Genomic DNA, 25,193 nt, shown 5'->3' with positions numbered 1-25,193 from the left:
CAAATCCCCCCTTAAATAGTTGGCACTTTAATTCTAGTAGCAAAACGATTTTCAACAAAATACCCTTCAAATGGATTTAATTTTGTACTACTTAAATCTTTATTAGATACATCGAAGACCATTTGGCCTGATGATTTTCTAAGTAAAATAACATGAGATTGCGTTTTTATTGTTTTTGAAACTAAGTCGTATCGACTGTCAATTGAATCAACATCACAGCCAATTACGAAGTGGATGCCCATAAATGCACCATTTGTTATTAATTCCGCTAAACTATATATATCGCTATCTTCTAAATTACTTAAAATATCATTTACATCTGCAATTACGATTACAATCGGCTTAAATTTCTTAATAAATTCTGCCGGGTTCACTGTTTCACTTGATGCTTCCTGCTCCTCTTTAAACGCCGCTTCTCTCGATTTATAAGCGTTTGTAACTTGTTTAATCGTTTTCTCAATTCCTGTTTTTTCAGCTACATATAAAGCAGCGCTCTCTCTATAGTTTGAGAAATTTCGTGTTCTTGTATCAATTAAACCTAGGTCAAAGTGTCCACTGTCTGCTAACTGTTGAAGGAATTGATGAACTACATTTTCAACTTCATCTTTCTTAATTCCCCCTACAACAATATTAGACGCTTCCGTTAAATCTAATTCGAGAGGCGTAACGTTTTCTGTCTCTACACCAAATGTTAGTTTGCCTGCTTCAATAATTTTTCTTGTTTCTGGCCATGCAATGAATTCCTTGTATTCCAGAACTTCAGGTACCATAGGAATTGCTTTCGGTCTTTTTCCATCCCAGAAGGAATCCATCTCTTTTCCTTCAGCTTGTATATTTTCAATTCGAGTAAGGACATCTTCTCCATTTGTCGGTAAAGCTGTTTGGAAGATTGTTGGTTCGTCAATTTTAACTAAACCACGGCCTGCTAATTCTTCAATTTTTAAGTCTGTTCTTCCTACAATAGCTCTAGATTCTGCCTCATCTATCATATATAGAGCAATTTGTAGTTTAATATTTGTATTTACTTGTACTCTCAATGCATTTTGACGTGTAGCCGTAAGCATTAAATGAATTCCTACTGCTGCCCCTTCACGTACAATTTGTGCAATAATGCGTTCAAAGTCTTCGACAAATCCAGCTTCTCTAACAGCATCATAGTTATCTAACGTAATTAATATTGTTGGTAATACTTCTTTACTAGCTCTCTCATACATTTCAAGACTCGCAACACCATATTTACTTAGCAATTGCTTTCTATCTTTTAATAGGTCTTCTATGCGACGAAGAAATTTCTCGCATTTTTCAACTTGGTCTAATGTAATGATGTCTGCCACATGCGGTAAAGATTTTAATGGCATTAAGCCATTTGTTCCGAAGTCTAATAAATACACATGCAAATGCTCCGGACTATGCTGACGAGCTACATCCATAATGACTGATTGTAAGAATGTTGATTTTCCGTAGCCTGGACTTGAGAAGACCGCTACGTGTCCGTCTTTACTAATATCTAGTGTTAATGGTGTTTGTGATTGTAATTCAGGCTGATCTAGTAGGCCAATTGTTGCTTGTAATGGTTTCTTTTCTTTCGTCCATGCTTCTTTGAACTGAATAGCATGTAAGTCTTGTAAATATACGCTTTCTGGAAGTGGTGGTAACCACGGTCTTGCTAATGCTTCAATTTCATTTATTTCTGCGTAATCGTGAATGTAGTCAATAACAGCATCCAGTTCAGATGGTACGCTTATTACTTCTTTACTGCTACCAAGTCCACTTAAATCTTCACTTAATATTTCATATTGTCCTAGATCATTTATTGCATAGATTGTTGCGTCTAAATGTTCTTTATCCTCTTTGTTTTCTACATAGTCTGCTCCGCTCCAAGCTGATTGGAATAGTTCATAAATTTCATTATTCCCAACTTGTAAGTAAGCACGTCCTGGTAATGTAATTTCAGCGGCATCCGGTGTTTTTAAAATTTCATTACTATCTGACGTATTTTGAACTTTTAGTGCTAGTTTGAATTTCGAGTTACTCCAAATTTGATCATCTACAACACCACTCGGTTTTTGCGTAGCTAATATTAAATGGATTCCGAGTGAACGACCGATACGCGCTGTTGAAACTAACTCTTTCATAAATTCTGGTTGTTCTGACTTCAGTTCCGCGAATTCATCACTAATTAAAAATAGATGCGGCATCGGTTCACTTACTAAGCCTTCTTTATACAGTTTTTGATACTGATTAATATGGTTTACATCATTTTCCCCAAATAAGCGTTGTCTTTTTTGCAATTCAGCTTTAATTGATGCGAGCGCTCTCATACTTTGTGCTCCATCTAAGTTCGTAATTGTTCCTAATAAATGCGGTAAGTTTTTGAATAAATTCGCCATTCCGCCGCCTTTATAGTCAATTAGTAAAAAGGCTACTTCGTACGGGTGGAAATTGACTGCTAGAGATAAAATATACGATTGTATAATTTCCGATTTACCTGAACCTGTTGTACCTGCTATTAATCCGTGTGGTCCGTGTGCTTTTTCGTGTAAGTTTAAGTTTACGATATCTTCTTTACCACGTAATCCAAGTGGTACAGCTAAAGATTTATGCGCTGCATTTTTCTCCCAACGACTTGTGATATTCAGTTCTTTTACTTTTTCAACGCCGTACATTTCTAAAAATGTTACGCTTTCTGGAATACTATTTTTTAAGTTTTGCAAATGATTTAATGGTGCTAATGCCCGTGAAATATCTTCTAAATTGAACCCTTTCGGTACGTGATTTAGTTTAAATTGACGGTTAACAAGCTCTCCTTGCTCTAAGATGATATTCCCTTGTTTTGCATCTCTTATATCTATTACCGTTTTCACATGCTCCGGTAAACTTTGCATAACATCTTGTACAAATACAAGTGATACACCTAATTGACTCGGATCATCATTAAAGAATTCCATAACAACATGGTCTAATATTAGTTTTTCATCTGTAATGAGAACGACATAGTGCGGTGCAAAGTACATTTTTTCATTAGTAGAACTTTTTTCATCTAGTTTTAATTTTCGTTCTTTCAATATTTGATACAAACTATTTAACACTTGATCACGGCTACGATCATGGTATACAAATCCACGTACATTTATATCGCGAACACTTCCATGAGGTAACCAGCGCATCCAATCCCATTTTTCTTTTTCTTCTTCCGGAAAAATAGTAATAAACTGCAAGTCATAATAACTATGGAATAAAGCCGTTTGTGCAACTAATAATTGTAATTGCTCTAACACTAAAGAACGTTGGCCAATATAACCGACTGGTCCATTCATTAAATCTGTTACAACTGGTACATCTTCCAATGATAGATAACGCTGTCTTAGTTCACGTGCTATATCAATTAATTCATCTTTCGTTTGACTAAATTCTTCTTCATTAAATTGAATTTCAAAACTCGTATTAGCTTGTCCTGTTCCAACGCTAAATGTTAAGAAATCATGATGTAACATTGTTTTTTCATAAATTCTAGGATTTACTTGAACTGCCATATTACGTATTACTTCTACATTTGGATTGTGATAATGTAATGCGTGACGCTGTTTTTCACTTTCTGCATGTAAATCTTTCGTTTTTTGTTTTATATACTCTCTATAGCTTTTATCTCGTTCAACAATGTCGACTTTATATTGCTTCAAATTTTTAATATACGATGTGACAGAAACAATGATTGTTACTAATGTCATCGCAATCGATGCGATAATAAACATTCCATATTTCATGAAAATTGCAAGTAATACGGTTACGACAATCATGACAAGTGAAGGTGCAATGATTCTTGCTAAATGCTCCGTTGGTTTTGATGGCATACTTGAAGGCTTTGCAATTGTCATTTTCTCTTCTGGTTCACGGTAAATAATACGTGGTGAACGATGATAGTCTGGATAACCACTTTGATAATTCGTTTCTGATTCTACTAAAATAGGTAACGCAGATTTCACTTTATTTTCTGAAGAAAGTACTTGAATGTCTTCACTACCAATCTCCAATAAAATACCATCAAAATATAATACGTCTCCTGATTCCAACATAACGCTATCTTTTAACTTCGTATAATTATGAAATACATCCCCGCCATACACGTTCACTTTAAAAGAATCGTACAACGTTTCGCGAGATAGCATTAAATCTACACTAGTCCCGGTAATAGAAATATCATCGTAATCGTTTTGACTCACTGTAAGAGAATGTTTCGTTCCGATATCAAACACTTTAGTTGTGCCAACAATAGATATAAAGATTTTCAAGCTCACATCTCTTGTTTTCCCAATCTCAATTTCCTTATTGAATTCTATTAATTGATCCTGTACCATCCAAGCATTTACTTCATTATTCCACTTTAACTCTACTTCTTGTTCTAAACTTGGATTCGTAATATCATTTGTCCACTCTTTTCCAATCGACACTATTGATTGCTCATTTGGATGTAATGTGCACTTATATATTTTGTCTCCATAAGTCAATACTAATAGTTGCTCCATCCGTGTTCACTGCTCCTTTTCAACTGTCTCATCAAGTGCTTACTCTTTTTTCTCTGTGTCCGACAAATTTTTATCGTTTGATGAATTGCCATATTTCTTTTTATATTCATCTAATTGTTGCTCATATGTTTTTAACTTTTGATCACGTTCTTCCCCTGATAAATCAGGATTATTTTTCAGTGATTCAATTTGTTTAACAAGGCCGTACATAATAAGCTGAGGATCATCAAGTGTCTTAGCTAAATCTAATGATTTATCAAAATTACCTTTTCCGTTATACATCCAATACAGCAAATACTTTTCATCACTTTTCAAACTAATGTTTTTCATAATCGATTTCTTTTGAGCTTCACCTAGTTTTTCAGCTGTAATGTATGCAAATGCTAACTCATATTTAGATGCAATCGGTAATGATTCAAACTCCTCTTCATTCAATTGCGTAATGACTTTGTCATAATCAGTTGCTATGAAACTTGCATTTGCTTCTAACAATTTATTTTGATAAGGAAATTTTATAAAAGTGAAATATATTAAAGGAGCAGCTAAAATAACTGTCGCCGCTATGAAGGAAAAAGCTAAGTATTTAAATGATTTATAGCTTTTTTTAGGTACTAACTGCATATTTTTTTCTGTTTTTGTTTGTTCCTTCTCAAAGCTGTCATCAAGAAACTGCAGTAATGCATCTAAGCTTTCCATTTGAGCAACGGTCTGTTCAAATGTTGTTTCTTTTGCATCTTTTAGTAACCCAGCATACAAATCATCAAAGTTATGTTTTTGGGAGAATAAAGCAATAATTAAACACTTATATTGTGTTAAAAATTGCTCTTCTAATAACGGGGTTGGCGGAACAATATCTCGAATTCCTCTATGTATAATACTTGGTATTAAATTAGCATTAAAAACTATATTGTCTGGATGTAAAAAGAACGTGATTCGTTTATTTAAATATTTACGAAACTGCGCAACATTCCGAAGTAGTCTTAATTTCTCATTTCTTCCAAAACGGCTAAGATCGTCCCACTTATATAATTTTTTATCTACTTGATATAGAAACGTAAACATATCATCCGTTTCTTCTATTGTTAATGGTACAAATTCAGATGATTCGCCCGTAATTATATCGAATTGACGGAAGTCTTTTATACGTGTTTGAGATTTGGTCATCTCCAATTTCCAATTTTCTTTTTCTATTTGAAATTGATAGTTCATTGCATCAATTTGAATTATTTTTTCCGTCATGTTTATCCTCTTCTCCTTTTCTTTATAACCCGTAATAACTTATTTTCAAATAACTAAAAGTAAAAAATATTCTTTATAAAACTTGCAAAATATCTCCATCTGTTATTTGGTGATCAATTAAACGATCATTATCTGTTAAAACAATTGACTTATTTTTCACTTTAATTACAAAATGTGAACCTTCATGATTATCAATCTTTAGCGTATCTAATAAGTTTTTTAATAAATATTTAATAGATTGATGATTCGGAATACGCAAATCATATGTATTTCCATTCCATTTACTAAAATCTACTGTCACATTGATATGTGTTTGTATTGCCATCGCTTTACCTCCAACTTTTACGAAGAACCGTATAAATACCGATGCAAATAAGTAGAATGCCGCCGCCAAATAATAATATTATTGTTATACTAATTGGCTCTTCATTCATTGTTTCATTACTCGCTACTTCATCTGCACTTTTTCTGACAATGTATTCACTGCTAAACAAACTATTTTTCGTATCTTTAACACTATTATTCTCTTTTGGTTTTGTAAAAAGAGAATCTCGCAAAGCTTCCATATCTTTTTGTTCTTTCTTTTTCTTTTTCTCAATTTCTTCTTCTATATCTTTGTTAAATAACTCAATCGATGCTTTATCTAATTCTGTTTCCTTATGTTCCTTTTTATTTTTTTCTTGGTCGCTTTCTTCAAGTCGATCCACTTTAAACTTAATCTTCCCATCATCACCAAGATAACTGTCAGCCGCGCTCCTTATCGGTAGCGCGACAAACAGTAAAAGGATAGAGAGAAATGATAACTTAGCCACTATGCTCCATTGTTTGATCATTTACTTCTTTTTCCTCCCATTTCTTATGCCATACAAATAGATTACTAACCAATCCAATAATGGCAATTACAAACAATACGACAAAAATAACTTTCCCAGTATCTTTACCACTAATAAAATCATTTAGAAAACTTTCTATATACTGAAGCGGTGAGAATTGACGTATCTTTCCGACAGACGACATTTGATCTACTTTACTTCCAACTGCCTCAGTTAAAAATAGGTACATGCTTAAAAATACTAATAGTATAAACATTCCTACCATTTTTATTTGTCGTAATAAGTAGGTTGAGACTAATACAAACGCCATCATAATAAATGTGATGAACGCAATCCATAGTAAACTTTGATCCTGACCGAACTTTAAAAGACGCCCAGAAATGATACCTATACTAATCCCTTCCACAATTGATATACCGAAAGCTACTACTGTAGTTGGTACATTCATATCAATTAATGAGAATTTCTCTTCAAAATGATCTGATTGCATTCGTTTCTTTTCTTGATTCGCAATTGCGTATGCTGTAAATAATGCAACAATGAAACAAGTTAATACAATTAAGTATGGTGTAAAAGCATTTCCTGCTACAATTACTCCATCATTTTGCTTTTGAACTGGACTAGCTAAAAAGTCATATAGCATCTCATTTTGACGATCTCCAATACGGCTATTCGCTAAAATTTTCGTAAAGTTTTTGGAGAATGATTTATCATCTTCCATTTTCTTCGTAAAGTCATTTAATAATAAATCAGCTTTTGAAACAATTGTCGTTCCGCTGTCTTGAATTTCTTTTGCTTGTCCATTAATTTGATCAAATGTTTTATATACATCGTCTGAAGTTGCTAAACTATGCTTCGAACTTTCGACCAATGACTGACTTTGCATCATTAATGATTTAATACCAGAATCTAACGATAAAATAGCTGTTTGCTCACCAGCATGATTTGTTGTTAATACTTGCTGCTCTTCAACTAGCTTTAAGCTATTCTCACGCCATTTCGCTAAACCTTTTACATACTCTCCTAAATTTTCATTCATACTAGTTGCTTGTTGCGTCGTTCCATTTAATTTCTCCGCTAGTAGCATAGAATTTTGATCCGCACTAGTAATAGATTGTTGATAAGAGTTTATTTTTTGTTTTAAACCTGACATATCTTGCTTTATTTCTGTAGTAATACTTGATGAAACAAGATTTGAAATTAAATCAATTAAACTTTGTTTATTTAATACGTAGTACAAAGATTGATCCGTCGCAATTGCATCTAAACTTCCCTCTTCTAACTTAGGACCTACATCTTTCGTTCTTAAATCAATCCCATAATACATTTCGTAAAGGCTCATTAAACCTTGATAACTTTCGACTGTATCTACTGCTTCTTTAATTAATACACTAGATATATTTTTTGTTAATACTTCTGCTTTTTGATGTACAACTTGATTCGTTGTACTTTCAATAGTTTTTGAATTGCTACCATTATCTGTCCCAGTGTCTGGCTTCTCGCCTGTGTCAGGTTTTCCTCCCGTGTCTGGATTTCCTCCTGTATCAGGTTTCCCTCCTGTGTCTGGATTTCCTCCTGTATCAGGTTTCCCTCCTGTGTCTGGATTTCCTCCTGTATCAGGTTTTCCTCCTGTGTCTGGATTTCCTCCTGTATCAGGTTTTCCACCTGTGTCTGGATTTCCTCCCGTATCAGGTTTTCCTCCTGTGTCTGGATTTCCTCCCGTATCAGGTTTTCCTCCTGTATCAGGTTTTCCTCCTGTATCAGGTTTTCCTCCTGTATCAGGTTTTCCTCCTGTATCAGGTTTTCCTCCTGCATCAGGTTTTCCTCCTGTATCAGGCTTTACACTGTCACCATTATTACTCTGTTCTGTTTTTTGAATAATAGGCGTTTTAGCATTGTGTACTAACGGCATTATGCCATACTGTGATTTATGAACCACATTTTCCACCTTGCTATTTTCCGTTTGTGTTCCTTTATCTTCTTTGTTAGGTTTTTCTTTTTCAGGACTAGTTTCTTTTGTATGAGTCCCACTCAATTCCCACTGCCACATTACAGGAGAGAAAACATCTATATTGATGTTTGGATCTTTTAACTTCACATGCAGATCAATCTTTATATCCCCTTCATTACGAGGAGCTATTGTAATTTCTCCTGCTTCGCTTTGAAGAAAATCACTTGTACGATCCACATCATCAATATATAAAGCTTCTGTACTTCCATCTAGTTTAAATTCTTCTGGAATCTTTATCTTCAAAATTTGCGGAGATTCCATTTTAATTACTTTCGCAGTATCACTAAATGTAATTCCCTCTGTATAAAGTCTATCCTTTACTTCTTTAATAGCGTTTCCTAAAGATATTTTATTTACAGGATCATAATAAAAATTATTTTCTTTATTATATTTTTTTGTAAATTGAATTACATTTTGCAGTTGTAATTTCGTCGCATCTGGTAAATCGCTTTGACCGATTTCTTCCATGTTTAAACTAGGTAATTTCGCAATTAAATTCTCGATTTGTTTCTTTATTCGAGCATCTGGTTGTTTCATTAATGTATTTATGAAGATTTCTTGCTTTCCATCATTCGACATAGATTGCTTTAACTTCTTAATTACTGTCTCTTGAATATCACTTTCTAACTTTCCTGCAAGTTCTGTATCATATTCAGATACTTGTTTTTTTACATCTGCTAAATATTTTTGAATCGCTGCAGCATCAGTTAAAATATTTGGTTCTTTCTCTGAAAACGTAAATTGATTTGAAATACTTTTATTAGCGGATTCCAATGCACTTAATTGCTTTAAAGCATCGCCTGTATTCATATCATTCATATATTGATTGAATTGATTTGTGAAATTATTCGCTAACAAATTGTTATCAGTTTGCATTTTTTGAAAGTTATTAAAACCATCTAAGTACGTACTGTTAGATTTATTCCCTTCATCTAACGCTTGACCGAAACCTTTTAAAACATCCTGAAATCCTTTGAAACTATTAACAGAAACACCTGTATAATCTTGTACTGTTTTAAATTGATTTGTGTAATTTGCTAACGGACTATGTATATCTTTTTTATACATAGTTGTTTGAACGTTTCCTTTTTCAATTATTTTACCTATATTATCTTGTGCACCTTGTAGCTTACCGATAATACTCGCAAAATAAACGTCGATTATTTGCTTATTGAAATCTTCTAAAATAACAGAAGCTGTATTTTCTGCCTCAGCTTTCAAATCCTTATTCCCAGTTGCATTTACTTTGTAGTTTAACGTTAATTTCTCCGGAATCTCTGAATCAATCGCAACTGCTTTCCTAGAAAAATCATTTGGAATAACAATCATCATATTGTAATTATTATTTTTCAATCCATTTTCTGCTACCCCGCGACTAACTACGTACCATTCTTGTTTCGTATTTTTATTTACATTTTTAACAAATTGATCTCCAAATGCTATTTTATTGCCCTCAAATACAGTGCCCTGATCTTCATTTACCAACGCAACTGTCATTTTTGGTGTAGTATTCTCATTAGCTTTCTTAACATTTTGATTTAATGCTAAATAGGAGACCCCTGTCGATAGTACAAGAGCTAAAATAATAAACAACAAGATGCTCCATTTGAACTTTTTCACTACTTATCACTCCTGCGACTGCGAGTCTATCTGATGAAAGACTTCGTATCTTACTCTAGTTTTAAAGTAATTTAGCCATACAACGTATGGTTGCATGGCTAAATTATATATTTCTTTTTATCTGTCTTATTGTAGACCGAAATTACGAGAAAGATCTTCGTCATGTCTAGCAACAGCTTCTGCAGTTTTATTAAGCTGCATATTAATTTCTTGTAATAGCTGTGCGAAGTTTTGTACTTTTGGCTTTAATTGATTGAACTGTTGGTCAAAACCTTCGAAAGCACGACCTTCCCATTCTCCTCTTAATTCATTTTGTAAGTTTTGTAGTTGACGTAAAATGTCCTCAATTTGATTTGCACCTTGTCCATATCGAGTCGCTTTCGATTTAAGCTCCTCTGGTGACATACGAATTTGTCCTGCCATTATTAAATCCCCCTTAAAATTAAAAAATAGTAAAATTAACCAATAATCAATTCTACAAATTGATTATATCAATAATTTAAAAATTTCTAAACAAAAAAATGATATTTTTCCAAAATTTCTCTTTTACTATAATAACGATATATTATATAATACTAATTTATTTGTTTTTTAAGCACACTCTATAAATCTACTATAAAATAAAGGCAAACCATCTATTTTATACTTATTCGCTTTAAATTCCAGCGATAAAGTAGCCACTAAATCATTATTTTCTCTTCTCTCATTCAGACTATTCTACTCACTTCAAAGTCATAATTACCTGCCTTTCAACAAACCCAAACTCTTCGTACATCTCTTTTGCAAAATTCCCAGCAAATACATTCAACCGAATTTCTAAATACTTCTCCTTTAATTCCTTAATACCAGCTTCCATCAGTTCTCGCGATAATCCTCTCCCGCGATATTCTGGGAAAACGTACAATTCATATATAAATCCAAGTTTTTCACGAGAAAAATAGTCTGTATTTTCCCCAATTAATATCCATCCCATTACTTTATTTTTTTCTTTAACGATTAAATAGTATGCTCCTTTTTCTACAATCGGCTTTGTAATTTCAATCGCTTTCTCGGTACTTAATTGACAATTGCCTCTCGTCCCTTCAAAAAGCGATTGAGCCGCACATTTTAATATTTCATTGGTATCTTCTTGATTCGCCTTAATTATCATTTTTACAACTCCCCTTGAATAATAGGCATTACTATCGCTTGTTCAAGATTCTCCGCTTCCATAACAATTGCTGTTAATCCGTGTTCTGTACTTGTTTCATGGAGCTCTCCCTTTTCCCAAAACACAGCTTGTCCCGCCTCTATATTTATCTTTTCTTTATTTACCCCACATACATATCCTGCTCCTTTCACAATAAGAAGCAGTTGAGATACAACTGCTTCATGATTACCGATGATTCCATTCTCGTGTAAATGCATAACACCGATATGTATATTCCCTCGATGGTTTAATATTTTCGACATGATGAAATTAGATTGAAATACTGATAGGTGCTTTCCTACTTTTTCACTAAAATCAAAAATTTTCATTACTAGTCCTCCTTATACGTATAAAACCATCCTTACTGTCTGCATCATATGTCCTTCAAAGTCTTCTTCAAATTGCTCTAATTCAGCAAAACCTTTCGCTTCATAAAAGCGTTTTCCTTTTTCATTTGCTGCTTCTACATGTATGTACAATTTCCGTATCCCATTTAATGCTTTAATCCCTCTTTGTAATAAAGCACTTCCGATCCCTTTTCCTTGCTGATCTGGTAACAAATAAATCGCACCTAATTCCGCTTCATTTTGTAGTCTAACAGGTGAAAAGTTCGCAAACCCTATTACTTCACCCTCTTCTTCCGCAACGAATAAATGTGTATTTTTAAGACGATATTTCATTTTTTCATCAGAGTATGCCTCGTCTAAAAAACTATCTTGAATTTCTCTCGGAATAATGCCTTCGTATGTATCATGCCAAGCTATTTTTGCTACTGATTGTACAGCATGAATATCTTCTTGCTTCATTTCTCTAATTATATATGTCATCTCGATGTCTCCATTCTCTTTAAATTATATTCTGCTAATATACTAGAAGAAACGGCAAAACCATTTTCATAATTCACCTTAATTAATTTTAATTTCTCAATTGAAGCTGTTGCAAAATCAAACTTTCCATAAATATATTCCATTACACTTAAAAACTGCTTTGTATGTAATCTATTTGCAATTGTACAATGCGGAACCCATTTTCCCGGTACGTAATATGAATTTGGGTTGTCATGAAAAGTTTTAAAATAATCATGATAAGAATAATGAAGTTTTAACAATTCATCGGTAACGGTCGGCGCTAGAAAGACCGTTCCATTAGTAGGAAAAATTCCAACAGAAGGAAAAGTTACTGCATCCATATTTTCTTGAATAGCTACAAACTCCCCTAGTTTCTCAGTATACAAATGAACATCTAACTCATTATAATCAGCTAACGTAATATGAGGTTCTACTCCAGCTAATTGATTTGTTCCAATTACATTTGTTAATTCATTTTGCAATTCTGTAATTTTATTAGTAAACACACGATCAAATGTAGCAATAATAGCGTACAATCTTTCTCACCCCTTCGTTACACATAGCGCTTCCCATTCTTCACGAATCATGCCCATTCGAATAGAATCATAGTATGTTCCGTTATAATAACGACACTTTCGCATTCTACCTTCTAAGCTCATTCCTATTTTCTCCGCTACTTTCATCATTCGTTCATTGCCAGACCAAGTCGTGATTCCTACTCTACCAATCTCCATTTTTTCAAATAGCAAATCTCTATATAATGTCAATGTTTCTGTACCGTATCCACCATTCCAGTATGTTGGGTCATAAATCACAAGCCCCATCTCTAACCAACGCGTCGGTTTGTATTCCCAATAAAACCCAACTGTCCCAATGATTTGACCGTTATTTTCTATAATTAAATTGGATAGCGGTTCTTCTTGCAAACGAGTTTGCATCTTTTCCTTATAGGATGAGTATTCTTGCATTGAAAACGGAAAATACGGTGCATCCCATTTTTTCCATTCTGGATTTTCTTCTTTAAACACGAGATTCCATAATGTTTTTATATCTGATTCTTCAATTGTACGAATTGTTACTTTATCCCCTTTTACTATTACGCTATTCATAATTTCCTCCTACACTCCTCTTTATTTCATATATAATTATAATATTTTTTCTGAAAAATCAAAACAAATATCATTTATTATATTGTATAATTTTGTTATAAGGTACCAATTATTGATTTAGAAAGCTGGTGATTCAATGAATAAACGATTTAGTATTGCTTTATTTCTTACTATTATTATGACAAATATTATTCTCTATTTCTTCTTACCATTAAGTATTGTTACGAAATGGGACTTTAATGGAACGCCTACATCAACAATGGATAAAAGCACTTTTGTAATCATAAATATAATTATATGTTCCTTCTTATTCTTTGTATTTTTAGCTTTATCTAAAGCAGCGAGTAACCAGAAATTTCTCCATTGGATCGGCAACACAATGTTACTATTCTTATTTTTTGTCGATATTGTCATCGCCCTCATCGCTCTTGGCTTTTCACTTCCTCTTGATCATTTCATATTTTTAGCATTAGGGCTTTTATTTATATTAATAGGTTATTTCAGTTCCAAAATTGATACGACTAAATCAACCGTTTCATTAGAATGGAATGATAAGTACCTTGAAAAAAGAGCTTCAAATATTAGTAGTATTTCAATGATGATAGCAGGTATTTTTTTAGCGATACTTCCTTTTATCGTTTCTGCTCCCTATAGAGGTTATGCTATACTAGCAATTCTTTTAGGAATGACGCTTATCATTCTGCCGAGTACGATTTATTTACTTATTAAAGACAGCAAGCAATCTACTCCTTTAAAAAAATAGGAGGTTATATCCCTCCTATTTCAGCTTAATGTTTTATTTTTCACTTTTTCTATCTCAACTAAAATCCCTTTCTCTATCCAACCCTCTACGCCATCTTTTTTAATTAAATCATATCCTGAACAGCTATCATCAATGAGAGAAACGATATCTCCCTTCCTAACGCTTATTTGCGCACAAGAAATATCAGTTTTCACTGTATATTCACCTGACTTAAGTTGTTTCATATATTCATTTTTTACAGTGAGCACATTATTCGTTTCCTTTTGTTTACATACGGTGTAATCTTGCACCTTCTCGATAGGCTCTATGTAATAATACGGATATGTCACTCCGCCCTGCATTTCTGAATTCGCATTAAAATCCGCTATTACTTCGTACTCTGGAAAATAGTCTACATATGTATAAGAAAACGTATCGTCCGTTTGTTTCCTCTGAATAATAAATACGTTTAACTGCCCTGCTTCTTTAATTGCATTTCCTCCATCAATTGCAATAATTTTTTTCTCCTTATCAATAACTGGATTATTAGACGGTGCTTCTTCAGAATAGTTCACGACAGGCCAATGACCGACTATTACATACTTATTTGCTTTATGTGATTGATTGAAAAACTCCGGCATTGCTATCGCATTTTTGCGCTCAGTTTCTTTCCAATCTACTCTATCTTCTAGACCGGCATGCACAAAAATATAATCTTCTGTTTCAATCGCTGTTGGCAACTCTGTTAGCCAATATAGTTCTTGTGAAAATTCACTTAACAATGCTTCTTTCACTTCACGAATTGAAGTGCCCTCATGAACTGAAAAACCCAATTGCTCTAGCCATTCATTAAAAATTGAATGCTTCCTCGTACATAAATAATTAATAAGACCAGGATTTTCATTTAGAAGAGCATCAACTAAAACTTCACAATTCCCTTCAACAACGTGAACCTTTGAATTGTTCTTTACAAGATTCATAACGTAGTTTACTACGCCTACGCTATCTCGTCCTTTCTCGCAAAGATCTCCATTAATAATTAAATAATCTTCATCTTTAAAGTTAACTTTATGTAGTGCTTCTTTTAAAAGATTTAATTCTCCATGAATATCAGATATGACAATAACTCTAGCATCATTAGGGATTGATAGTTTCTTTATTTTTTTCAAGTATAAGCGCTCCAATCATTCTCTTTATTAAATTAAAACAATTCGACAAAATACACTATATAACCTTTTCAAATACATATACCATAACTTACAACCTATTTACGGTTCAATAATAACTTAAAAAATAAGAAGAATAACTCACCTTATCATACCCTTCTCTTTCATAAAAACGATGAGCATCAATTCTTGAAAATGCTGACGTGAGGACGATAGACTCACATTCGTTTTCCTTTCCCCAGTTCTCTATATACGAAAGTAATACTTTCCCATGTCCTTTTGAACGATGTGCTTCTGCTGTTACAAGGTCATATACGAAAACGTGTTTCTTATTATAAAAGTTCGTACAAATCGCTACACCTGCAAGGCTAACAACTTCATCATTCTCATTACGCAGCGAAAATAGTTTATAATTTTCTTCTTTCATATTTCGAAATAAAGAGCTTGTTTCCTCTTTTGAAAGTTTCATTCGTAATTGCTGTAAAACAGGTAATACTTCATGTAATTGCTCTTCTGTTACTACTTCTTTAACATTCATTTTTAACTCTCCTCTAACTATTTATTTAATTTTCTAAATGTTATATCATTATTATAGAAAGTAACTGTCCTTCACTTAAGTGACAGTTTAAGTGTTTTTTATAAGGCCAGTTTTAAAGGAGAGTTTTATATGGATTTTACTATCCCATTGCAATTACAAAGTAACACACCTATTTACTTGCAAATTTACGAATATATAAAAGCTGAAATTATACAAGGGACTATTTCTGTCGGCACACGTCTACCCTCACACAGAAATTTAGCATCACAACTTAATATTAGCCGCATTACTGTTGAATCAGCTTATCAACAATTATTAGCTGAAGGTTATGTAGAAAGTAAACCGAAACGTGGTATTTTTGTAGCAAATTTCGATATTGACGTTATCCCAAATAAAAAGCGAAATGCAGCAAAGAAGACGAGCAATTTGATAGACGAAAAATTTGAATATGATTGTAGCCAAGGACTTATTGATCAAAATGCATTTCCGATTACAAATTGGAAACGAGCATTACAAGAATCCATACTTACATACGAAAATGCACTATTTGCCAAAGAAGACCCTCAAGGTGAATTCGCTCTTCGAGAGCATATATCAACATATTTATATCATTCTCGTGGTGTCCATTCTTCACCTGATCAAATTGTGATTGGCGCCGGAACGCAGCCACTTCTCTGGCTACTACTTCAACTGCTTGGCCCTACAAAAGAATACGGCATTGAAAACCCTGGATTTCACCGTATACACGCAATCATTAAAAGCTGTGATAGACAAATTCATCCCATACCATTGGATGAAAAAGGTATTGATATTTCTAGTTTATACAATACAAATTCCAATGTCGCATACGTTACACCATCACACCAATTTCCACTCGGGATTATTATGCCTTTATCTAGAAGATTAGAATTGTTAAAGTGGGCTAATGATTGCAGCGGATACATTATTGAAGATGACTATGACGGAGAGTTTCGCTACGCTGGTAAGCCGATTCCTTCTTTACAAAGTCTTGATTCAAATGAACGCGTTATTTATATGGGAACTTTCTCAAAATCTTTTTTACCTTCTTTACGAATGGGATATGTTGTTTTACCACCACACCTTTTAAAAACATATCAAGAACTGCATGGAATTTTCAAACAAACAGTCGCTACAATACAACAACTTGCTTTTGCCAACTTTATACAAAGCGGGAATTGGGAACGTCACCTTAATCGGAGTCGTACACTATATAAAAGAAAACATCATGCGTTAGTAAAATCCATTATGAAAGAAATGGGGGCTAATGTTCAAATTCTTGGCGAACAGTCCGGACTTCATATTGTTTTATGTGTCCATAACAGTATGAATGAAAATGAACTGATTGAATCCGCTAAAAAACAAAGCGTTAAATTATACCCACTTTCTCCATATGATTTCGTGAATGATTTACGTAAGGAATCATACGTATTACTCGGCTTTGGTAGTATTCCAGAAAATAAAATTGAAACGTTGGCTACATTATTAAAAGACGCTTGGTTTCCTAGTTGCAAGGAAACTTTTTAACAGTGGATTTAACTTGTAACATGTTAACAATTCAACAAAATAAAAAAGAAGGCTGTTCCAAAATAACTTTTTGGACAGCCTTCTTCTAGTTATTCACCTGACCTAGCTTTCCTTCCCGGACGTTTCACACCAGTCGTTTCTGTTGAATAGGAAGCTTCGATTATAGCGGCTGGATCTACAGAGAGAACGAGATCTTTCATTTTCGGATAAATGAATCGGTTTGTAATGCAATAAATGATTCTCTTATGCTCCCCTAAAAAACCACCTTCTCCATGTAGATACGTAACAGATAGTTGCAATTCTTTCATAAGTAAATCGCCTATTTCTTTATTCTTACCAGAAATAATCATAACGCTCTTACCTTGATTAATACCATCTAATATAAAATCAATCATCTTCGTAACAATATAGAAAATTGCTAATGAGAACATCGCTTGTTCGATTGAAAATAAAATGGCAACAAAGATGAAAATAACTGCATTTACTGCAAGTAAAAATGTACTAATCGGTACATTAAAGTGTTTATTCATCCAAACTGCTAACATTTCCGAACCGTCAATTGCTCCACCCATTTTAACAACAATCCCAACACCAATTCCAAACAGTACTCCACCATAAAGTACAATTAATAACTCAGAAGTCGTAATTGCTGGAAATGGTTTTAAATAAATTAATCCGAGTGTTGTAACTACATTCGCATAAGATGTACGGATAAAAAATTTCTTTCCCATTACTTTTGCAGTAAATAATAAAATTGGGATATTAATTCCTAAGAACACACCATAAAGCGGCAATCCTGCAACTTTATTTGCCATAATAGCAATAGCCGTTACCCCGCCATCTACTAATCCATTAGGTGCTAAAATAAGCTCTAATGAACCTGCTACTATAATTGAGCCAATTGTTAATAATACGTATTCAAATACTTTCTTCATTCATTACCCCCAAAACTTATATATTTTCTTAGTATTATTTTAACGTAATTTTACTACTAATTCAAAGGTATCGATTTATATACACAAAAGTTTCTCCTTTATCGCTATTTTTATGTAACACATGTAACGCGTAATACTAAAAACACACTTACAAATTAAAAGTAAGTGTGTTTTTAACATCTATTTAATCTTTACGTACGGCTTCATTTTTAATTTGAATATTTCCTCAACTGCCCTTTGATATCCACCGGCATTTCTAAGCGACTCTCCCACTTTACGACTATTCTCCTTAAACGTCACATCATCCATTACTTTCTTTACAGTCTCACGTAATAATTCAGAAGTTAACTCGTTGCGATTAAGTCTTATTCCTGCCCCTACTTCAGTCAATCGTTTTGCAACGAATGGCTGATCTCCTGTTACCGGAATTACAACTAATGGAACACCGTAATATAACGCTTCACTCGAACTATTCATACCACCATGTGTCACGAATACATCAGCATGCTGTAAAACTTCTAATTGCGGGACATAATTATACAACTTAAAGTTTTTCGGGATATTTTCAAATTGACTTATATTTATCTTCTTACCAACGACTAATACGACTGTCGCATCAACATCTTTAAACGCTTCAAAACATTTTTCATACAAAGCAGGTTGTTCATTAAAAACTGTTCCCATAGAAATGAAAATCACTTTTTCATTTTTTAAATCTTCGGTAGGAAAACTCCCCACTTCTTTTCGAGTAGCAATTGATGGACCTACAAATTTATACGATTCATCAAATACCTCTGAACGCGGCTGATATTCTTTTGAAGTATATACAATCGTAATATCACCAGGATGGTTCATAATATCATACATACTATTACATTTCATTCCATACTGCTTATTCCATCTTTGCATTCCCGTTAAACAAGATTGATATAATGGATCCATTTCATCTACTTGTCTCGATTCTTGCTCATCATGAAAATTAATGTACTGATTAACAGCAAACGTTGTACAGGATGAAACGCTTGGTAATTGTAAAATATTCGCTATAATACGTCCTACTGGAAAATGATTATCATATATTAAATAATCGTATTTTTCCTCTTTTGTTTCTTCTACAATTTGAGTAACAATACGCTCTGATGCTTCAATCATATGAGATAGCATCGTCAAAGGGCTCCCACCTTCATTTACTCGTTCCATAATATTAATTTGAGAGAGAAAATTCTCAAACACTCGGAATTCCGCACCTGTTGCTTCAACCTTCTTTCTATAATCTTCAATACAATAAGAAACAACTGTTTCCCCTCGCTGAATTAACTCACTTACAATAGCTAAAGTCGGATTAATATGACCTTCCCCAGGAAAATTTATTACGAGTACATTTGCCATAAAATTCTCTCCTATCCAATTAATATAATAAAATTAACAATTAATTATATTAATTAATTTAAGTCTATTATAAATGAATGCATTCTACTTCTTCATGCTTTTCTCTTCATTTTATTATTGAGAAATATTTTCTATAGCCTACATTATTGTGATTCACAATCTTATAAATGAATGCTTAATTTTACTTTTACTCTTCATAGATTTAAAGATACGAGTCTTACATTAAAGTATTACCACCATTATTTTTAGACAATTCATACAAAAATAGAGAAATATAATATTTTTAATGAGTTTTCACTATAAATGTAAGTATGCTTTCAATCTTTTTATCTTTATCCTCATAACTCATCATCTGTTATATAATGAATTTATAGAATTTACAGAAAAAGAAGCACATGCCTTTAAAAGTGGTTACGAAACAATTATGTCTATTCCTCAATTAGAAGAATATAGACAGCCTTATCGTTATTTATACCGACTGTTATCTGTGCAAGGTAATGTGGAATTAAAGAAATGGTTAAGTCACCCATCCTATTTTTAAATACAAATGAGAGGGAGTATACAATGGATATTCAGAAAAAGCGTTCTGTAACAGAAAGTGAAATACAGCAAATGAAGGATTTGGCTTATATTTGTGGGCAACAAGACAATCTTGATTACTCTTCAGATTTACATATCAACTTTTTAAAAAATCGAAATGAAGATTATATAAACGATTTTCTTCTTTATAACGGTACTCAATTAATTGGCGCTTTAAATATGTATGATTTCGAAAGACCAACAAAGCTTGAACTAATAGGCTTTGTACATCCTCATTTTAGAAAACAACGTTTCGGAACTATCCTTTTACAAACTGCAATGAAAGAAATACAAAATAGAGAGACAGATGAAGCTCTTCTTATTATTAATGGGGATTCTATTTCTGGGAATGAATTTGTAAAACATATGAAGTTACCATATTTATATAGTGAATATAGTATGGAGTTCAAAACAAACGAAATTCAAAAAACAACAGATAATAATATACAGCTTACTCTTGCACCTTCAGAATCACTTCTTGATCTTATTGAAATTTCTGGTAAAGCTTTTGGTGATTCAGTAGAAAATACGGCTACATGGTTACAAAAAATGATGAATTCATCTTCCCATCAAGTTTACAGTGCCCTTATTGCTGGAAAAGTGATAGGAACAATTACAGTTTCTAAACAAGAGCAATCTACTACACTATCAGGATTCGCCGTTCATCCTTCTTATCAAGGTAAAGGATACGGAAAAGATATTCTTTGTAATATAGTACATACTCTTATTACAGAAGGAGTTTCAACAATTGAGTTAGACGTCGAAACGAAAAATATCCACGCTTTAAAACTATATACACAATGTGGTTTTGAAATTAACACGAGGCATGACTATTATAATTTAATTAATTTTTAGGTGAATACATATGTTAAAAAAACAATTTATTCTAATTATGATATTTTAGCAGACATCTATAATAAACATTGGGGACATTTTGTTGAATACTCCTATCCAGCCTCGTTTTACAAGATGCTCTTCCCTACTCTCGTATATTAGATCTTTGTTGCGGGACTGGTCATCTCTGCCGGTGATAGTTTAATTTAGTTGAACTAAAAAGTGTGTTTCGCAAAGTTTACTCCGTATTACATAACGAGGGTATATTCGCATTTGATATGAATAAAAAAATAAAAAAACTGAATCGAAATGATTCAGTTTTTTCTTAATATATTTACAATTGCAGTTGTTTCGTCATTTTCTTTATAGACACGCGGAATTCTTCTATCTAGCATACATGTAACTTCATAGTTTATTGTACCTAACATATCCGCTATTTCTTCTACTGCGATATTTTCTTCACCTTGTTTACCGTAGAATACTACTTCGTCTCCTACTTGTACTGGCATCGCTTTTGAAACATCCAACATTAACTGATCCATACAAACACGGCCAATAACAGGTACTCGAACCCCGTTAATTAACGCATAGCCTTTATTAGATAATTGACGATTATAACCATCAGCATAACCAATTGGTACAGTCGCAATCCATTCTTCACCAGTTGTTACATACGTATTCCCATAACTTACACCACGATTCTTCTTCGCATGTTTAATATGAGCTACTTTTGATTTTAACGACAACGCAGGCTGTAAAGAAACGACTGAATGATCCACTTCTTTTGATGGATACATACCGTACACTCCTATTCCAACGCGTACCATATTTTGAAATGTGTTACTTAATTCCATTGATCCCGCACTATTTGAACTATGAATATATGGTATTTGAATTCCTAATTCTTTCGCTGTATTAACAGCCTTTTCAAATAAACTTGTTTGCATATTCGTATATGATTTATCGATTTCATCTGCCGTAGAGTAATGCGTAAATATCCCTACTACCTCTACATACTTCATACGGTTTAATTCTTCTAAAAATGGTTTAACTTCTTCTTCTTGTAAACCGATACGACTCATTCCTGTATCAATTTTCACTTGAATTTGTACTTTCTTTTGAAGACGGTTTGCAATTTCATTTATACCATGTAAATCTTCTACTCTATAAACAGTCATCATAACGTCATATTGAATTACATCTTCTACAGCCGCTACTGGTGTGTATCCTAAAATTAAAATTGGTACAGTAATTCCTGCTTCTCTTAATTCTATTGCTTCATCTACAAATGCAACTGCAAGTTGATGTATTCCCGCTTCAATTGCAGCTTTGGCAACTTCAACTGCCCCATGGCCATACCCATTCGCTTTTACAGCAGCCATCATCTTAATTTCTTCATCATTTACATGTTTTTTTAATTCTTTTACATTATGTTTTACAGCATTTAAGTCAATTTCTACAATTGTATCTCTTCCATATTTCAAACTCATTGGTCTAACTCCTAACTCAATAATTGCATTCCATTCTATTTCACGTTTCATATGACCTTTTACAATATAATACTTTTCATTATGCTAGTCAAACTACTAGAATTTTCGGAATTTTGAGTATGATATAATATCCTCAAGAAACTATTATATACGGAGACGAGGAGAATTACAATGTTTGTTCAATCTGCATTGCATCAACTAAAAGTTGCTATTGATACTTCTATTTATATGCTTAACCAATATAGTGAAAACGATTTAAAAATACAACCGATTTACTCAAAACGATCATTATTTGAAATGTGTGCACATCTTTCTCTTATTTGTCATGCTGATTTACTCATTTTAAATGGTATTTCAGAAAAAGAATTACATACCTTTTATATAGAACATACGCCCGTAACAGTTGCTCACATGCAACAAACGATGATTGAAGGATACAACCTTCTCTCTAAAACATTTCTTTCCTACTCCCAAATAGAATTAGCAGAAGTTATGACTGCCTATTGGGGGATTTCTTATTCGCGCTTTGAATGGTTACTTGAAATCGTTGCACACTTTTATCATCATCGTGGACAAATTCATATTTTATTATGCGAGCATATGAAAGATCCTCGCATTCCTTTATTTGAGTGATTTTCCACTCATTCATTAATGATAAATAGAGAAGCTACAAAACCAATAAAAAGTATCATTCCTAATAAAATAAATGTTTGAGCATAACCTCCTATTTTCATAAGATAAATAGAAATGATAGGTCCTATACTAGTACCTAAAAATAAAATAAAAGTATATTCCCCTTGCTTTCCCTCCTAATTGACCTACAAGAGAAACTAAAGACGGAACGGATATAGCAATACCTATTACAAAACAGACACTCATCATTACAAGTAGAGATAGATCCGAAACAAAGCCCATTGAACTTAGACTAAAAATAGCAATCAACAATCCTCCTTGAAGAACCTTTCTTACTTCAAACCTCTTTGTTAAACGACCTGCAAGTGGTGACAGCAACATACCAAACAGCCCTGCTAAGCGAAAATAAAGGATTTGTTCTCCAGTTAAATTGTAAGTAGGAGAGCTCAAATAATTCCCTAAAACAGTATACATATTAACAAAAGCCATTATTAAAAAAGGATTTTTCACACTGACTAACTATTAGTTTTAAATAATTCGCAACTTCTTTAAGGCATAAGAAATTCCGCCTTCACTCGCCTTCGTTGTAACGAAATCAGCCCTTCTCTTCAACTCCTCTCCACCATTTCCCATCGCAACTCCTAATCCTACATACTGCAACATCTCAATATCATTTCCACCATCGCCAAAAGCAATGGCTTCTAATTTACTAATGTTTAAATGTTCCAATACTTTTTGAATTGCAGTTAGCTTCGATACTTTACTATCTTCCAATACATTTATAACGTAACCATGAAAACGCTCAAACGTAAGTGCTGGATATCTTTCAATGAATTTTTGAGCTTCTGTATCATCAGCATACAGACATATGCAATACATCTCATCTGATAAGTTTCTAACTTTGTCAGGATACCGCTCTAAATTTAAAGTTTCATTTAACGCTCGCATGACACGTTCATCTTTGGAAGCAATATTATTCATTGCAAATTCTTCTGTAAAGTAAGAAACACTGTGACCATGTAATTCAGCAAAATTTGAAATATCATGAACGATTTCGCTTGAAAGTACTGATTTATGTATAACTTCTTCCCCACATTTTATATGTGCACCATTTGCTGAAATAAACGTATTTATACCTAGTTCCTTAAATTGTGAGCATAAACTATACGGTCTTCCAGTTGTAACAACTACGTGAATTCCTTTATCTATTAACCTTCGTATCGCTTCTTTTATACTTTCGTGCATGCTTCTATCAATCTCACTTAATAACGTACCGTCAACATCGAAAAATACAACTTTGTACATAAGTCTTTACATCCCGTCCAAATGATTCGTATCATTAATGAAATGCACCGTTTTTTGTTCACCCTCAATTTCAATTAAACTTATTCCCGTATCTCCCATTTTGAAATAGTAGTCCATTGAAATTGGCATTTTGAAAAATGCACGTAATAGACTATTAATTACGCCTCCATGGGCAACAATTGCAATTCGATCATATGTATTCTCTATCATAATTTTAGAAAAGATTCCTTCTATTCTCATTCGAAACTCAATAAATGATTCTCCGTTTTCAAAACGGTCATGAAGAAACTTTGGCTCTGGATATTTCTTTGCTTCTTCAAATGATAAGCCTGCTTGCACTCCATTATTAAACTCCATTAATTCCTCTTCTAATTGAATTGGACAACCAATTGCTTCTGCTAATATTTCACCCGTTTCACGAGCGCGTTTTAATGTGCTTGCCCAAATGAAATCTGGCGCAAAATCTTTTTTCACTTTCTGTACAAGTCTTTGTACTTGTTGTCTCCCTTTGTCAGTTAACTCAAAATCAGCTCGACCTTCATGCACATGTAAAATATCAGCTTCTGATTCTCCGTGGCGTATTAGTAGTATTTGCATGTTTCTCTCTCCCTTTATTTAACATTCATAAAATTCCATTATATCACTTTTTAAGATTCCAAAATAAA

The 25,193-nt window shown here is 33.1% G+C and carries 22 protein-coding genes and 3 pseudogenes; 6 read left to right on the top strand and 19 right to left on the bottom strand.

Annotated features, from left to right (window positions below; all coding sequences use genetic code 11):
* Positions 1-11: 11 nt before the first annotated feature.
* The 11 genes from essC to MHB52_RS10695 form a co-directional block, all read right to left on the bottom strand.
* Complete coding sequence (gene essC, locus MHB52_RS10745; RefSeq protein WP_016117667.1) at positions 12-4,523, bottom strand: type VII secretion protein EssC; 4,512 nt, start codon at positions 4,521-4,523, stop codon at positions 12-14.
* A 39-nt stretch (positions 4,524-4,562) separates the two neighbouring features.
* On the bottom strand, positions 4,563-5,762 hold the full coding sequence (gene essB, locus MHB52_RS10740; protein ID WP_000136611.1) for a type VII secretion protein EssB: 1,200 nt from the start codon (positions 5,760-5,762) through the stop codon (positions 4,563-4,565).
* Positions 5,763-5,835: 73 nt separating this feature from the next.
* Positions 5,836-6,087 (bottom strand): EsaB/YukD family protein, encoded by a 252-nt coding sequence (locus tag MHB52_RS10735; protein ID WP_001007571.1) that lies wholly within the window; start codon positions 6,085-6,087, stop codon positions 5,836-5,838.
* A gap of 4 nt (positions 6,088-6,091) precedes the next feature.
* Positions 6,092-6,595, bottom strand: coding sequence for a type VII secretion protein EssA (essA, locus tag MHB52_RS10730; protein ID WP_000595655.1), 504 nt, complete (start codon positions 6,593-6,595; stop codon positions 6,092-6,094).
* Positions 6,567-10,226: a type VII secretion protein EsaA gene (gene esaA / locus MHB52_RS10725; RefSeq protein WP_340767724.1), complete on the bottom strand. Its 3,660-nt coding sequence runs from the start codon at positions 10,224-10,226 to the stop codon at positions 6,567-6,569. The genes essA and esaA overlap by 29 nt, the downstream gene beginning before the upstream one ends.
* A 126-nt stretch (positions 10,227-10,352) precedes the next feature.
* Positions 10,353-10,649 (bottom strand): WXG100 family type VII secretion target, encoded by a 297-nt coding sequence (locus tag MHB52_RS10720; RefSeq protein ID WP_000918601.1) that lies wholly within the window; start codon positions 10,647-10,649, stop codon positions 10,353-10,355.
* Between the two features lie 298 nt (positions 10,650-10,947).
* Positions 10,948-11,376 carry a GNAT family N-acetyltransferase gene (locus MHB52_RS10715; RefSeq protein WP_000584232.1) on the bottom strand — a complete coding sequence of 143 codons (429 nt, stop codon included), beginning with the start codon at positions 11,374-11,376 and terminating at the stop codon, positions 10,948-10,950.
* Positions 11,377-11,378: 2 nt separating this feature from the next.
* Entirely contained in the window at positions 11,379-11,744 is a 366-nt protein-coding gene (locus tag MHB52_RS10710; protein ID WP_000688080.1) for a hypothetical protein, read from the bottom strand.
* A gap of 12 nt (positions 11,745-11,756) precedes the next feature.
* A complete protein-coding gene (locus MHB52_RS10705) occupies positions 11,757-12,242 on the bottom strand; it encodes a GNAT family N-acetyltransferase (RefSeq protein ID WP_000221050.1) in 486 nt (161 codons plus the stop codon).
* Positions 12,239-12,799, bottom strand: a complete 561-nt coding sequence (locus MHB52_RS10700; protein ID WP_016117664.1) for a 2'-5' RNA ligase family protein — start codon at positions 12,797-12,799, stop codon at positions 12,239-12,241. Before MHB52_RS10700 ends, MHB52_RS10705 begins: the two co-directional genes overlap by 4 nt.
* A 6-nt stretch (positions 12,800-12,805) precedes the next feature.
* The gene (locus MHB52_RS10695; protein WP_016117663.1) at positions 12,806-13,372 is read right to left on the bottom strand and encodes a GNAT family N-acetyltransferase; all 567 of its coding nucleotides are present in this window, start codon (positions 13,370-13,372) and stop codon (positions 12,806-12,808) included.
* 136 nt (positions 13,373-13,508) lie between these two features.
* Here MHB52_RS10695 and MHB52_RS10690 point away from each other — a divergent pair, with 136 nt between their 5' ends.
* Complete coding sequence (locus tag MHB52_RS10690) at positions 13,509-14,135, top strand: DUF1648 domain-containing protein (protein WP_016117662.1); 627 nt, start codon at positions 13,509-13,511, stop codon at positions 14,133-14,135.
* 20 nt (positions 14,136-14,155) lie between these two features.
* Here the strand turns inward: MHB52_RS10690 and MHB52_RS10685 are convergent, their stop codons facing one another.
* A complete protein-coding gene (locus MHB52_RS10685; RefSeq protein ID WP_000721383.1) occupies positions 14,156-15,283 on the bottom strand; it encodes a metallophosphoesterase in 1,128 nt (375 codons plus the stop codon).
* 106 nt (positions 15,284-15,389) lie between these two features.
* On the bottom strand, positions 15,390-15,818 hold the full coding sequence (locus tag MHB52_RS10680; protein WP_061664517.1) for a GNAT family N-acetyltransferase: 429 nt from the start codon (positions 15,816-15,818) through the stop codon (positions 15,390-15,392).
* 129 nt (positions 15,819-15,947) lie between these two features.
* Between MHB52_RS10680 and pdxR the strand changes: the two genes are divergently transcribed.
* Complete coding sequence (pdxR, locus tag MHB52_RS10675) at positions 15,948-17,363, top strand: MocR-like pyridoxine biosynthesis transcription factor PdxR (protein WP_000348037.1); 1,416 nt, start codon at positions 15,948-15,950, stop codon at positions 17,361-17,363.
* A gap of 89 nt (positions 17,364-17,452) precedes the next feature.
* Here the strand turns inward: pdxR and MHB52_RS10670 are convergent, their stop codons facing one another.
* Together MHB52_RS10670 and MHB52_RS10665 are read right to left on the bottom strand one after the other, a co-directional pair.
* Entirely contained in the window at positions 17,453-18,298 is an 846-nt protein-coding gene (locus MHB52_RS10670) for a YitT family protein (RefSeq protein WP_000755125.1), read from the bottom strand.
* 180 nt (positions 18,299-18,478) lie between these two features.
* The gene (locus MHB52_RS10665; protein WP_016117661.1) at positions 18,479-19,687 is read right to left on the bottom strand and encodes a macrolide family glycosyltransferase; all 1,209 of its coding nucleotides are present in this window, start codon (positions 19,685-19,687) and stop codon (positions 18,479-18,481) included.
* A 379-nt stretch (positions 19,688-20,066) separates the two neighbouring features.
* Between MHB52_RS10665 and MHB52_RS10660 the strand changes: the two are divergent.
* From MHB52_RS10660 to MHB52_RS10650, 3 genes and pseudogenes are all read left to right on the top strand, one after another.
* A pseudogene (locus MHB52_RS10660) lies at positions 20,067-20,228 on the top strand (nitrate reductase); the annotation flags it as partial.
* 23 nt (positions 20,229-20,251) lie between these two features.
* Positions 20,252-21,121: a GNAT family N-acetyltransferase gene (locus MHB52_RS10655; RefSeq protein ID WP_000354424.1), complete on the top strand. Its 870-nt coding sequence runs from the start codon at positions 20,252-20,254 to the stop codon at positions 21,119-21,121.
* Positions 21,122-21,384: pseudogene (locus MHB52_RS10650) on the top strand (class I SAM-dependent methyltransferase); the annotation flags it as partial.
* 30 nt (positions 21,385-21,414) lie between these two features.
* On the opposite strand, the gene alr reads toward MHB52_RS10650, so the two are convergent.
* A complete protein-coding gene (gene alr, locus MHB52_RS10645; protein ID WP_061664527.1) occupies positions 21,415-22,590 on the bottom strand; it encodes an alanine racemase in 1,176 nt (391 codons plus the stop codon).
* Between the two features lie 171 nt (positions 22,591-22,761).
* Between alr and MHB52_RS10640 the strand changes: the two genes are divergently transcribed.
* A complete protein-coding gene (locus MHB52_RS10640; protein WP_016117659.1) occupies positions 22,762-23,223 on the top strand; it encodes a DinB family protein in 462 nt (153 codons plus the stop codon).
* Positions 23,224-23,231: 8 nt separating this feature from the next.
* On the opposite strand, the pseudogene MHB52_RS10635 reads toward MHB52_RS10640, so the two are convergent.
* The 3 genes and pseudogenes from MHB52_RS10635 to MHB52_RS10625 form a co-directional block, all read right to left on the bottom strand.
* Positions 23,232-23,718: pseudogene (locus tag MHB52_RS10635) on the bottom strand (MFS transporter); the annotation flags it as partial.
* A gap of 33 nt (positions 23,719-23,751) precedes the next feature.
* On the bottom strand, positions 23,752-24,528 hold the full coding sequence (locus tag MHB52_RS10630; RefSeq protein WP_016117658.1) for a Cof-type HAD-IIB family hydrolase: 777 nt from the start codon (positions 24,526-24,528) through the stop codon (positions 23,752-23,754).
* Between the two features lie 6 nt (positions 24,529-24,534).
* Entirely contained in the window at positions 24,535-25,125 is a 591-nt protein-coding gene (locus MHB52_RS10625) for a histidine phosphatase family protein (RefSeq protein WP_001166433.1), read from the bottom strand.
* Positions 25,126-25,193 lie beyond the last annotated feature (68 nt).

The sequence above is a fragment of the Bacillus sp. FSL K6-0073 genome (assembly GCF_038006085.1).
GTDB lineage: Bacteria > Bacillota > Bacilli > Bacillales > Bacillaceae_G > Bacillus_A > Bacillus_A cereus.
This window is presented reverse-complemented; position numbering and strand designations above follow the sequence as displayed.